We start from the raw sequence: 12,605 nt of genomic DNA on the forward strand, positions 1-12,605 counted from the left end.
CCCTTACGAACCGGCCGGTCGGGCTCTACCCTGATCTCTGCTCGATAGTTACTCGCGAGTTAAACAACGGCTTGCGAGTGGATTACAGCCGCAGTCAATACCGCCGCACTTGAGCCAGCCGCGCTGCCGCGGGCCCCGGAGGATGTCGTGAGCGACACACAGACACTGATCGAGAACCGTCCGCCGAGCGTGGCGACCCTCTTCCTGGAGCGCGTTGCGGCCACACCGGACGCCGAGGCATACCGCTACCCGGTAGCCGCCACCTCCGGTGAGGGCCCCGACGACTGGAAGGCGCTCAGCTGGGCGCAGGCCGCCGAGCGGGTCTACGCGATCGCGGCCGGTCTGATCGAACTGGGGGTGCAGCCCGAGCAGCGCGTGGCGCTCGCCGCCTCCACCCGGGTCGAGTGGATCCTCGCCGACCTCGGCATCCTGTGCGCCGGAGCGGCCACCACCACGGTCTACCCGCAGACCAACGCGGACGAGTCGGCGTTCATCCTCTCCGACTCCGACAGCCGGGTGCTGATCGCGGAGGACGCGGCCCAGCTCGCCAAGGCGGTGGAGAAGAAGGCCGAGCTGCCCGATCTCACGCATGTCGTCGTGATCGACCCGGCCGGCGTCGAGACCAGCGACTGGGTCCTCACCCTCAGCGAGCTGGAGGCCCGAGGCGCCGCCCGTCTGGAGAAGGACCCCGACCTGATCAAGGAGCGGGTCGGTGCGATCACGTCCGATCAGCTCGCGACCCTGATCTACACCTCGGGCACGACCGGCCGCCCCAAGGGTGTGCGCCTGCCGCACGACAACTGGTCGTACATGGCGAAGGCGCTCGCCGCGACCGGGCTGATCAGCGGCGAGGACGTGCAGTACCTGTGGCTGCCGCTCGCGCACGTCTTCGGCAAGGTGCTCACCTCCGGGCAGATCGAGGTCGGGCACGTCACCGCCGTCGACGGCCGCGTCGACAAGATCATCGAGAATCTTCCGGTCGTGCAGCCGACGTACATGGCGGCCGTCCCGCGCATCTTCGAGAAGGTCTACAACGGGGTCGCGGCCAAGGCGAAGGCCGGCGGCGGCGCCAAGTACAAGATCTTCCAGTGGGCCGCCGAGGTCGCCCGCGAGTACGCCAAGGTCGCACAGGACAACTTCCGGCGCACCGGCACGGCCTCGGTCCCGTTCTCGCTCGGCGCCAAGCACAAGGTCGCCGACGCGCTGGTCTTCGCCAAGATCCGCGAGGCGTTCGGCGGGAACCTGCGGGCCTGCGTCTCCGGGTCGGCCGCGCTCGCGCCCGAGATCGGCTACTTCTTCGCCGGCGCAGGCATCCACATCCTCGAGGGCTACGGCCTCACGGAGTCCTCGGCGGCCTCCTTCGTGAACCCCGGCGAGGCCTACCGCACCGGCACGGTCGGCAAGCCGCTGCCCGGCACGGAGGTGCGGATCGCGGACGACGGGGAGATCCTGCTGCGCAGCCCGGGCATCATGGAGGGCTACCACGGGCTGCCCGAGAAGACCGCCGAGGTGCTGGAGTCGGACGGCTGGTTCCACACCGGTGACATCGGTGAGCTGTCGCCCGACGGGTATCTGCGCATCACCGACCGCAAGAAGGACCTCATCAAGACGTCCGGCGGCAAGTACATCGCGCCCGCGGAGGTCGAGGGGCAGTTCAAGGCGGTGTGCCCGTACGTGTCCAACATCCTGGTGCACGGGGCCGACCGGAACTTCTGCACGGCGCTGATCGCGCTGGACGAGCCGTCGATTCTGCAGTGGGCGTCCGAGAACGGCTTGGCGGGCAAGTCGTACGCCGAGGTGGTGGCCGCGCCGGCGACGGTCGCGCTCATCGAGGGGTACGTCACGGAGCTCAACCAGGGGTTGCAGCGGTGGCAGACCGTCAAGAAGTTCCGTCTGCTGCCGCGGGATCTTGATGTGGAGCACGGTGAGATCACGCCCAGCCTGAAGCTGAAGCGGCCTGTTGTCGAGCGGGAGTACAAGCACCTCATCGATGAGATGTACGCCGGTACGCGCGAAGCGTAGGGGGTGGTGCGGGTTGCTTGGCGGCTGACCGTTCGTTGTGGTTGATCGCGCCCGCGCGGCGGAGCCGCACATCGATACAGCCCCGCGCCCCTAAAAGCTAGAAGCCGCGGCCCCTGGCTACTAGTTCCCGGAGCTCTCGGACCTGGACCCGCAAGGCTGCCAGGTCCGGGGGCTCCTCCGTGTCCAACTGCCGTTCCAGTTCGGCCAGTCTGGTGCCCACCTCCCCGTAGTCCGACTGTTCCTGTGCCAGCAGCCGCTCCAATTGCTGGTTCTTCCTGTGCAGGTCCAGGAAGACGGTGACCTTTGCGCGGAGGACCCAGGGGTCGAAGGGCTTGGTCAGGTAGTCCGCGGCGCCTGTGGCGTAGCCGCGGAAGGCGTAGCCGGAGTCGTCCTCCGCGCCGGTCAGGAAGATGATCGGGACGTCCTTGGTCTGGTCGAGCCGCTTGATGTTGGCGGCCGTCTCGAATCCGTCCATGCCGGGCATGCGGACGTCGAGCAGGACGAGGGCGAAGTGCTGGCGCAGCAGTGCCTTCATCGCCTCCTCGCCCGAACGTGCGCGTACCAGCGGCTCGTTGAGGGACCCCAGGACGGCCTCCAGCGCGATCAGGTTGTCCTCCATGTCGTCCACGAGGAGGATGCTGGCGCGCTCGTTGGTCGTTGCCTCAGCGCTCATGATGAGTGTGCCTCATTCGGTGTTCGGCCCTGCCGCCGCTTCCTCGGTCGTGCCCGGCTGCGGCGCAGTGGTGTCGGTGTTCTCGTCCGGGCCCTCCGGATCCAGCAGTGCGCAGACGACCGTCAGCAGCTGATCGACGTCCACCGGCTTCGGTACGTAGTCGTTCGCACCCCGGCCGATGGACTTCTCGCGGTCTCCGGGCATCGCCTTGGCGGTCAGGGCGACGATCGGCAGACCGGACCAGCGGGGGGTGCGGCGGATGGCGGCGATGGTCTCGTAGCCGTCCATCTCCGGCATCATGATGTCCATCAGGACGAGTTCGACGTCCGGGTTGCGCTCCAGCGTCTCGATGCCCTCGCGGCCGTTCTCCGCGTACAGGACGGGCATGCCTACGCGGCCGAGGACATGGGTGAGGGCGAAGACGTTGCGAATGTCGTCGTCGACGATCAACACCCGCCGCCCGGGCAGTACCTGGCCGGCCCGGCCCGTCTTCCAGGCCTCCAGTTTGGTGGGGGCCGGCCAGGAGTCGTCCACGTCGTGCGTGGCGGTGAACGGCTCGGTGGACAGCTGTTCCGGCATCGGCAGGGCATGCTCCTCGGTCACCGGCCCGGTCGCCGGGTGGCCGGGGCTGACGACGGGGACGTACAGCGTGAAGGTGGACCCCTTGCCGGGCTCGCTGGTGGCGACGATACGGCCGCCGAGCAGGCCCGCGATCTCACGGCTGATGGACAGGCCGAGGCCGGTGCCGCCGTACTTGCGGTTGGTGGTGCCGTCGGCCTGCTGGAACGCCTCGAAGATCACCGGGAGTTTCTCGGCGGCGATGCCGATGCCGGTGTCCGTGACCGCGAAGGCGATCACGTCGTCGCTGTCGCGGACATGGAGGCGCTCGGGGTCCTTGATCCGGGTCACACGCAGCTCGACCCGGCCCGACGCGGTGAACTTGATCGCGTTGGAGAGCAGGTTGCGCAGGATCTGCTGGAGCCGCTGCTCGTCCGAGTACATCTCGCGCGGCACGTCCTCGCCGACCGCCACCTCGAAGGCGAGGCCACGGTCGAGGGTGAGCGGGCGGAAGGTGGCGTGGACGTAGTCCAGGAGCTTGATGAGCGGGAGCTTCTTCGGGCGTACGTCCATGCGGCCGGCCTCGATCTTCGACAGGTCCAGGATGTCGTTGATCAGCTGGAGGAGGTCCGAGCCGGAGCGGTGGATCGTCGTCGCGAACTGCACCTCCTGGTCGGTGAGATGGCCGTCGGGGTTGTCGGAGAGCAGCCTTGCCAGGATCAGCAGGGAGTTCAGCGGGGTGCGCAGCTCGTGCGACATGTTCGCCAGGAACTCCGACTTGTACTGGGAGCTCGTGGCCAGCAGGGCTGCCTTCTCCTCCAGTTCGGCGTTCGAGCGCTGCAACTCCGCCTGTTGTTTCTGGAGTTCGTCCGAGCGTTCCTGGAGCTGCATGGCCAGGCGCTGGGACTCGCCGAGCAGGGACTCCGTACGGGAGTTGGCGATGATCGTGTTGATCGCGACGGCGATGGTGTTCACGAACTGGTCGAAGAACGCGAGGTGGACGTCGGAGAAGCGGGAGAAGGAGGCCAGCTCGATCACGCCGAGGAGCTTGTCCTCGAAGAGGATCGGGATGATGACGACGCTGGTGGGGGCCGCCTCGCCGAGCCCGCTGTTGATCTTGATGTAGTCCGGCGGGGCCTCCTCGACGAGGATCCGCTTCTTCTCCCGGGCCGCCTGCCGGACCAGTCCGTGCACCGGGAGGCCGCCGGTCTCGACGGTCGCGCCCTGCGCCGAGCCGTACCCGGCGATGAAGGCGAGCCCCTTCGCGGGAACGGCGGTGCGCAGCCCGGCGCTCTCCTCGTCCGGGTCGGCCAGGAAGAACGCGCCGTACTGGGCGTTCACCAGCGGGGTCAGCTCGCGCAGCAGCAGGTCGGCGACCTCCATCAGGTCGCGGTGGCCCTGCATCAGCGCGGCCAGGCGGGCCAGGTTGGACTCCAGCCAGTCCTTCGCGCGGGTGGTCTCGCGGAGGTTGGCCACCATCAGGTTGATGTTGTCCTTCAGCTCGGCGACCTCGCCCTGGGTCTCCACGGTGATGGAGCGGGACATGTCGCCCTGGGCCACGGCGGAGGCGACCTCGGCGATCGCGCGGACCTGGGTGGTCAGGTTCGACGCCAGCTCGTTCACGTTCGTCGTCAGGCGCTTCCAGGTGCCGTAGACGCCCTCGACCCTCGCCTGGCCGCCGAGTTGGCCCTCGGATCCGACCTCGCGGGCCACGCGGGTGACCTCGGAGGAGAAGGAGGAGAGCGTGTCGACCATCGTGTTGATGGCGGTCTTCAGCTCCAGGATCTCGCCGCGGGCGTCCACGTCGATCTTCTTGGAGAGGTCGCCGTTGGCGACGGCGGTCGTCACCTGGGCGATGTTCCGCACCTGTGAAGTGAGGTTGTCCGCCATGTAGTTGACGTTGTCGGTCAGGTCCCGCCACACACCGGACACCCCGAGCACCTGGGCGCGGCCGCCGAGCCGGCCGTCGGTGCCGACCTCGCGGGCCACCCTCGTCACCTCGTCGGCGAAGGCGCGCAGCTGCTCCACCATCGTGTTGACGGTGTCCTTCAGCTCCAGGATCTCGCCGCGGGCGTCGACGGTGATCTTCTTGGAGAGGTCGCCGTTGGCGACGGCGGTCGTCACCTGGGCGATGTTGCGGACCTGTGAGGTCAGGTTCAGGGCCATGAAGTTGACGTTGTCCGTCAGGTCCTTCCAGACGCCCGACACACCCCGCACCTGCGCCTGTCCGCCGAGGTTTCCCTCGGTGCCGACCTCGCGGGCCACGCGGGTGACCTCGTCGGCGAAGGCGGAGAGCTGGTCCACCATGGTGTTGATCGTGGACTTCAGCTCCAGGATCTCGCCCTTCGCCTCGACGGTGATCTTCTTGCCGAGGTCGCCCTGGGCCACCGCGGTCGAGACGAGGGCGATGTTGCGGACCTGCGAAGTGAGGTTGTCCGCCATGAAGTTGACGTTGTCCGTGAGGTCCTTCCAGACGCCGGAGACGCCCCGCACCTGGGCACGGCCGCCGAGGTTGCCCTCGGTGCCGACCTCGCGGGCCACGCGGGTGACCTCGTCGGCGAAGGCGGAGAGCTGGTCCACCATGGTGTTGATGGTCGACTTCAGTTCCAGGATCTCGCCCTGCGCGTCGACCGTGATCTTCTGGCTCAGGTCGCCGTTGGCGACGGCGGTCGTCACCTGGGCGATGTTGCGGACCTGCGAAGTCAGGTTCGAGGCCATGAAGTTGACGTTGTCGGTCAGGTCCTTCCAGACCCCGCTGACGCCCCGCACCTGGGCCCGCCCGCCCAGCTGGCCCTCGGTGCCGACCTCCCGGGCCACACGGGTCACCTCGTCGGCGAAGGCGGACAGCTGGTCGACCATTGTGTTCACGGTCAGCTTCAGTTCGAGCAGCTCACCGGTCGCCTCAACCGTGACCGTACGGGTCAGGTCGCCGCGGGCCACCGCCGTCGTCACCAGGGCGATGTCACGCACCTGCGCGGTCAGCCGGGAGGCCATCGTGTTGACGGCCTCGGTCACGTCCCGCCAACTGCCGGACAGACCCGTCACCTTGGCCCGCCCGCCGAGCCGCCCCTCGGTGCCCACCTCGCGCGCGACCCGGGTCACCTCGCCGGTGAACAGGGAGAGCTGGTCGACCATCTTGTTCACGGCCCGGCCCAGCCGCCGCAGATCACCGCGCAGCTGCCGGTTGCCGTCGTGCAGGTCGACCCGCTGGGTCAGGTCACCGCCGGCCACCGCGTCCAGCACCCGCGTGGCGTTCGCCGCCGGGGCCACCAGGGCGTCGAGGAGCTGGTTCACATCGTTGACCCGGGAGGTCCAGGCGCCCTGCCCGGGGCTCGCCGTGACCCGCTCGTCGAGCCGTCCGTGCCGTACCAACTCCCGCTTCACGCGCTGCACTTCCCCGTTGAAGTGCGTGTTGCGGTCCATGATCTGGTTGAACACGGCCGTCAGCTCGGCCACGATCCCGTGGCCCGTCTCCGGAACCTTCGTGAAGTCGCCGTCCCGGGCGGCGGTCATCGCGGCGAGCAGCGGGCGCAGCTCGGATGCTCGGAGTTGTTCCGGTTTTTGACCGTCTTCGAGCACACGCGTAGCACTGTTCTCACTCATGGCGGCCCACTTCGGTAACTCGGCGCTTATGGGCGGGGTCAGTCTGTCACTCTGTCGGCATCGACTGAGGCGTATTCGTCCGAACTGCTCGGGGAGCTGTCCATGGGGGCCATTCCGACGCAACGGGAGACCGCTTCCTGCGCTTGCGATGCGCCTGCACACCTGCACGCGACCGAGCACGGAAGGGTGGACCCGCGTGCGCAGGCGTACACGACCCTGCCCGGCAGTCCCCTCGCGCCGGGTTCCGCCCGCGCTCTCGTCCGCGCCGCGGTCGCCGACTGGACGGAGGCCGGCTTGCCCGGCGCCGAACGCCTCACCGACCGGCTCGCCGACGACGCCGTGCTCGTCGTCAGCGAACTCGTCACCAACGCCGTCGTGCACGCGGGCACCGAGGTCGAGGTGGAGTGCCGTCTGGAGGAGGCGCCCGGCGCGCTCGTCGTGGAGGTCTCCGACCACCACCCCTCCCGGGCACCCCGCGACTCCGACGCCGAAGGGCCCTACGAGACGGCCGAAGTGCCGCACGGGACACCGGAGTACGGCCGCGGACTGCGCCTGGTCGCCACGCTCGCCGAGTCCTGGGGCGTCACCTTCCGCCGGGGCACCAAGACGGTGTGGGCGCGGCTGCCCGCCGAGCGCAGCCCGGCCCCGGGCGAGCCGGAGGCGCACGCCGGCCGGCAGGCACTGGAACGCGGGCTGCGCGCCGCCGAGATACTGGCGCCCGACCCGCAGCGCGCCGAGCGCGACCGGGACTGGCTGCACCGAGGTGCCCTGTCCTTCCTCGCCGAGGCGTCCGATCTGCTGGCCGGGCAGCTCGACGAGAACCTGGTCGCCGCACTCGCCGGACAGCTGATCGTGCCGCGGCTCGCCGACTGGTGCGCGGTGTGGCTGGAGGACGAGGCCATGGGCCGCGGGGGCTGGGCCGACGGCACCGGCGGCGCCGGGCCCCGCCTGGCCCGCGTCTGGCACTGCAGCGAGAACCGCATCGAGGAACTGCGCCGCGCCCTGGAGAAGGACCCGCCGCATCCGCCGGAGGCGATGAGCGTCCCGCCCGCCATGGGGGCGCCCCCGCTCGAGCGGAGCCGGGAGTGGGGGAGCAGCCGGGAGTGGGGGAAGTCCGGGCCGGTCGTGTACCCGTGGCCCGGCGAGGCGCTCGATGTGCGCGACGAGCACGGCGCGGCGCTCGCCTACCGTCTGATCGCGGGCGGCCGGCCGCTCGGCACGCTCGTCATCGGACGCGCCGGGCTGCTGCGCTTCCCCGACGAGGTCACCGGGCTCGTCGAGGACCTCAGCCGCCGGGTGGCGCTCGCCATCGGCGCGGCCCGCCAGTACGCCCGCCAGGCCACCATCAGCCAGGTCCTGCAGCGCGGCCTGCTGCCCGCAGCCGTCGCCGAGATCCCCGGCGTACGCAGCGCCCTCGTCTACGAACCGTGCGACAAGGGCGGCCCCAGCGGCGACTTCTACGACCTCTTCCCGGCCGGCGACGGCCGCTGGTGCTTCGCCGTCGGTGACGTCCAGGGCAAGGGCCCCGAGGCCGCCGTCGTCATCGGCCTGGCCCGCCCCTGGCTGCGCCTGCTCGCGCGCGAGGGCTACCGCGTCGCCGACGTCCTGGACCGCCTCAACCGCCTCCTCCTGGACGACGCGACGGAGGCCGCGGACGCCGCCGCCCGGGCTTTGGTACGGCCGCCCGCCCCCGGCGACGGCCCGCAGACCCGCTTCCTGTCCCTCCTCTACGGCGAGCTGGCCCCCTTCGACGGCGGCATCCGCTGCACGCTCGCCTCCGCGGGCCACCCGCTCCCGCTGCTCCTCGGCCCCGACGGAAGCGTCCGTACGGCCGCCCGCCCGCAGACCCTGCTCGGGGTCGTCGAGGACGAGAGGTACACCAGCGAGACCTTCGAGCTCCGCACCGGCGACAGCCTCCTGTGCGTCACGGACGGCGTGACCGAGCGCCGCTCCGGCTCCGACATGTTCGACGACGCCGACGGCCTCGCGGCCGCCCTCTCCGGCTGCGCCGGCCTGAGCGCCGAGCTGATCGCGGAACGCATCCGCAGGCTGGTCCACGAGTTCGGCGGGCGCCCGCCGGAGGACGACCTGGCGCTGCTGGTGCTGCAGGCGGAGTGAGCATTTCGTACGGTGCTGGACAATGGAAGGCATGCCTTCCGCACTCCCCGACGGCGAGCCGGTCCCCGCCGACGGCGCACTCCCCGCATCCGCGCTCACCGGGGCCCCCGACCGCCCCCTCGGCTTCTATCTGCACGTCCCGTACTGCGCTACCCGCTGCGGCTACTGCGACTTCAACACCTACACCGCCACCGAGCTGCGCGGCACGGGCGGCGTCCTCGCCTCCCGTGACAACTACGCGGACACCCTGATCGACGAGATCCGCCTGGCGCGGAAGGTCCTCGGCGACGACCCGCGCGAGGTCCGCACGGTCTTCGTGGGCGGCGGTACGCCGACCCTGCTGGCCGCCGGTGATCTCGTACGGATGCTGTCTGCGATCCGCGACGAGTTCGGCCTGGCGGCGGACGCGGAGGTGACGACGGAGGCGAACCCGGAGTCGGTGGACCCGGAGTATCTGTCCGTGCTCCGGCAGGGCGGCTTCAACCGCGTCTCCTTCGGCATGCAGAGCGCGAAGCAGCATGTGCTGAAGGTCCTGGACCGTACGCACACGCCGGGGCGCCCGGAGGACTGCGTCGCGGAGGCCCGAGCGGCCGGCTTCGAGCACGTCAACCTGGACCTGATCTATGGCACACCGGGCGAGTCGGACGACGACTGGCGGGCGTCGCTGGAGGCGGCGCTCGGGGCGGGCCCGGACCACATCAGCGCCTATGCGTTGATCGTCGAGGAGGGCACGCAGCTGGCGCGTCGCATCCGCCGGGGCGAGGTCCCGATGACGGACGACGACGTCCACGCGGACCGCTACCTGATCGCCGACGAGGTGATGTCGGCGGCCGGCTTCGACTGGTACGAGGTCTCCAACTGGGCCACCTCCGAGGCGGCCCGCTGCCTGCACAACGAGCTGTACTGGCGCGGCGCCGACTGGTGGGGCGCGGGCCCCGGGGCCCACTCGCACGTGGGCGGGGTGCGGTGGTGGAACGTCAAGCATCCAGGCGCGTACGCGGCGGCGCTGGCGGAGGGGCGGTCGCCGGGCGCCGGGCGCGAGCTGCTGTCGGAGGAGGACCGGCGGGTGGAGCGGATCCTGCTGGAGCTGAGGTTGCGGGAGGGAGTGCCGCTGTCGCTGCTCCGGGAGGAGGGGCTGGCGGCGTCGCGGCGGGCGTTGGGGGAGGGGCTGTTGGAGGGCGGGCCATACCGGGAGGGGCGGGCTGTGCTGACCTTGCGGGGGCGGTTGCTGGCAGATGCGGTGGTCAGGGACCTGGTGGATTGATCACTCGGGCGGGTGAATCACGGCCGGACGCCGGTTCGGCCCCTAACCTGGTTCGTAGGCTGCCGCTGACAGCATGCGGCGAATGTAGAGGCCACGGAGATGACCGCTGTGGACGAACGTGGAGTCGCAGAGTTCTTCGAGGGTTTTGAGCCGCCTGACGGGCTCAAAGCGGAGCTTCTGCGGGGGGAAATCGTGATGATGGCCAGCCCTGATCTGGTGCACAACCTGATCGTGTTGCTGACGGAGCGACAGATTCCGTTGGATCGCTGGTATCCGCTCCAGACCCAGGATGTGGACCTCGTCGACGAGGCGAGTGAGCCGGTTCCGGACCTCGTAGTCGTGGCGCGTGACGTCCTGCCCGATTCGGGGCGTCTGCTGCCGTGCCAACTGATCACGATGGTTGTCGAGGTCGTTTCCAAGAACAGCGTGCACCGCGACTACGCCGTCAAGCGTTCGATCTATGCCGCAGGCAACGTGCCCGCCTATCTCGTCATCGATCCGATCATGGCGCAGTGCGTTCTGTTCACGAAGCCCGAAGGAAAGGGCGAGGACGCCAACTACCGGGCACAGTACATCGAGAAGTTCGGCCGGCCGCTGATGCTGGATGTCCTGGGTGTCGAGCTGCAAACCAGCGAGTTCGGAACGTTCACCAACGTCAGGCCCCACCGCTACCCGTGACGAAGTCGATCAGCTCCTCCACCCGCCCCAGCAGCTCCGGCTCCAGGTCCTTGTAGGAACCCACCCGCTTCAGGATCGCCTGCCACACCGCCCCGGTGTTCTCCGACGGCCATCCCAGCGCCCGGCAGACCCCTGTCTTCCAGTCCTGCCCGTGCGGCACCCGCGGCCACCCGGCGATCCCCAGCGACGACGGCTTCACCGCCTCCCAGATGTCGATGTACGGGTGACCCACCACCAGCGCGTGCTCGCTCGTCACCGCCTCCGCGATCCGCCACTCCTTCGTGCCCGGCACCAGGTGGTCCACCAGGACCCCCAGCCGCGCGTCCGGACCGGGTGCGAACTCCTCGACGATCGACGGCAGGTCGTCCACGCCCTCCAGGTACTCCACGACCACGCCCTCGATGCGCAGATCGTCGCCCCAGACCTTCTCGACCAGCTCGGCGTCGTGCCGGCCCTCCACGTAGATCCGCCCAGCGCGAGCCACCCGCGCGCGTGCGCCGGGGACGGCGACCGATCCGGAAGCGGTACGGGTGGGCCGTACAGGAGCGGCACCCGAAGGCCGTACGAGCGTCACCACCCGCCCCTCCAGCAGAAACCCCCGCGGCTCCAGCGGGAACACCCGGTGCTTGCCGAAGCGGTCCTCCAGGGTCACCGTGCCCGCCTCGCAGCGGATCACCGCGCCGCAGAAACCGGTGCCGGGTTCCTCGACCACCAGACCGGGCTCGGCCGCGACCTCCGGAACGGGCTTGGACTTCTTCCACGGCGGGGTCAGATCGGCGGAGTACTGGCGCATTCGAGTGACGATAGGAGAAGTCGTCGGACAGCGGCTACGACACGCCGAAACGTGCCGCCAGCTCGTCCCGCTGTCTCCGCACGAACCCCGCATCCACCACCGCTCCGTGACCGGGCACGTACAGTGCGTCCTCCCCGCCCAGGTCGAGGAGCCGGTCCAGGGCGGCGGGCCACTGCGACGGTACGGCGTCGGAACCGGCCTGCGGTTCGCCGGACTCCTCCACCAGGTCGCCGCAGAAGACGACCTCCGGGGAGCCCGGCACCAGCACCGCCAGATCGTGGGCCGAGTGCCCCGGCCCGACGTTCGCCAGCAGCACCTGCCGGCCTCCGCCCAGGTCGAGGGTCCACTCACCGGAGACGTGATGCCGGGGCGCGACCAGGGCGTCGACCGCCTCCTCGGCCAGGTGTGCGTCCAGTCCGTTGCCCACCGCGTCCGCCCGCAGATCCTCGCGCGCATGCCGGCCGTCCAGCACCGTGTCGATGCCCACCGCGCCGTACACCTCCGCGCCCGCGAACGCCGCCACCCCGAGGACGTGGTCGAAATGGGGATGCGTGAGCGCGAGATGAGTCACACGGTGACCGGCAAGCTCCTGCGCCTCGGCACGCAACCGCGCGCCCTCCGCGAGGCTCGACCCCGCGTCGATCAAGAGCGCCGTGCCCTCCCGGACGACCAGCCCCGTCGTGCAGTCCCAGCCCGGAAGACGGCACCGCCCGACTCCGGCCGCGAGCCGCTCCCACCCCAGCTCTTCCCAAGTCATCGTCATACGGCGACGCTAGCGGTACGCCCCCTTCAACAGGGGCCGACCTTGCCCCGGGTGTACCCCACCGCCGTACACTGGCCGGTAACGGCTGGCACTCGGACGGACAGAGTGCCAGGCGAAGCGCCTAGGGGACGAC

Annotated in this window: 8 protein-coding genes; 4 read left to right on the top strand and 4 right to left on the bottom strand. The window is 70.0% G+C overall.

Features of this window, described 5'->3' with window-relative positions; all coding sequences use genetic code 11:
* The first annotated feature begins 147 nt into the window (after nucleotides 1-147).
* The gene (locus tag AB0N07_RS30185) at nucleotides 148-2,022 is read left to right on the top strand and encodes an AMP-dependent synthetase/ligase (RefSeq protein ID WP_365840396.1); all 1,875 of its coding nucleotides are present in this window, start codon (nucleotides 148-150) and stop codon (nucleotides 2,020-2,022) included.
* 97 nt (nucleotides 2,023-2,119) lie between these two features.
* Here the strand turns inward: AB0N07_RS30185 and AB0N07_RS30190 are convergent, their stop codons facing one another.
* Nucleotides 2,120-2,695 carry a response regulator gene (locus AB0N07_RS30190; protein ID WP_365840398.1) on the bottom strand — a complete coding sequence of 192 codons (576 nt, stop codon included), beginning with the start codon at nucleotides 2,693-2,695 and terminating at the stop codon, nucleotides 2,120-2,122.
* Between the two features lie 12 nt (nucleotides 2,696-2,707).
* Complete coding sequence (locus AB0N07_RS30195; RefSeq protein WP_365840400.1) at nucleotides 2,708-6,856, bottom strand: HAMP domain-containing protein; 4,149 nt, start codon at nucleotides 6,854-6,856, stop codon at nucleotides 2,708-2,710.
* A gap of 102 nt (nucleotides 6,857-6,958) precedes the next feature.
* Here AB0N07_RS30195 and AB0N07_RS30200 point away from each other — a divergent pair, with 102 nt between their 5' ends.
* The 3 genes from AB0N07_RS30200 (at nucleotide 6,959) to AB0N07_RS30210 (ending at nucleotide 10,916) form a co-directional block, all read left to right on the top strand.
* Entirely contained in the window at nucleotides 6,959-8,974 is a 2,016-nt protein-coding gene (locus AB0N07_RS30200) for an ATP-binding SpoIIE family protein phosphatase (protein WP_365840402.1), read from the top strand.
* A gap of 31 nt (nucleotides 8,975-9,005) precedes the next feature.
* On the top strand, nucleotides 9,006-10,238 hold the full coding sequence (hemW, locus tag AB0N07_RS30205; protein ID WP_365840405.1) for a radical SAM family heme chaperone HemW: 1,233 nt from the start codon (nucleotides 9,006-9,008) through the stop codon (nucleotides 10,236-10,238).
* A gap of 99 nt (nucleotides 10,239-10,337) precedes the next feature.
* Nucleotides 10,338-10,916 (top strand): Uma2 family endonuclease, encoded by a 579-nt coding sequence (locus AB0N07_RS30210; protein WP_365840407.1) that lies wholly within the window; start codon nucleotides 10,338-10,340, stop codon nucleotides 10,914-10,916.
* On the opposite strand, the gene AB0N07_RS30215 is transcribed toward AB0N07_RS30210, so the two are convergent.
* The gene (locus tag AB0N07_RS30215; RefSeq protein WP_365840409.1) at nucleotides 10,894-11,709 is read right to left on the bottom strand and encodes a DUF3097 domain-containing protein; all 816 of its coding nucleotides are present in this window, start codon (nucleotides 11,707-11,709) and stop codon (nucleotides 10,894-10,896) included. The two genes, AB0N07_RS30210 and AB0N07_RS30215, sit on opposite strands and share 23 nt — an antisense overlap.
* A 34-nt stretch (nucleotides 11,710-11,743) precedes the next feature.
* Complete coding sequence (locus tag AB0N07_RS30220; RefSeq protein ID WP_365840411.1) at nucleotides 11,744-12,472, bottom strand: MBL fold metallo-hydrolase; 729 nt, start codon at nucleotides 12,470-12,472, stop codon at nucleotides 11,744-11,746.
* Between the last annotated feature and the right edge of the window lie 133 nt (nucleotides 12,473-12,605).

It is taken from the genome of Streptomyces sp. NPDC051172 (assembly GCF_040682555.1).
Classification (GTDB): domain Bacteria; phylum Actinomycetota; class Actinomycetes; order Streptomycetales; family Streptomycetaceae; genus Streptomyces.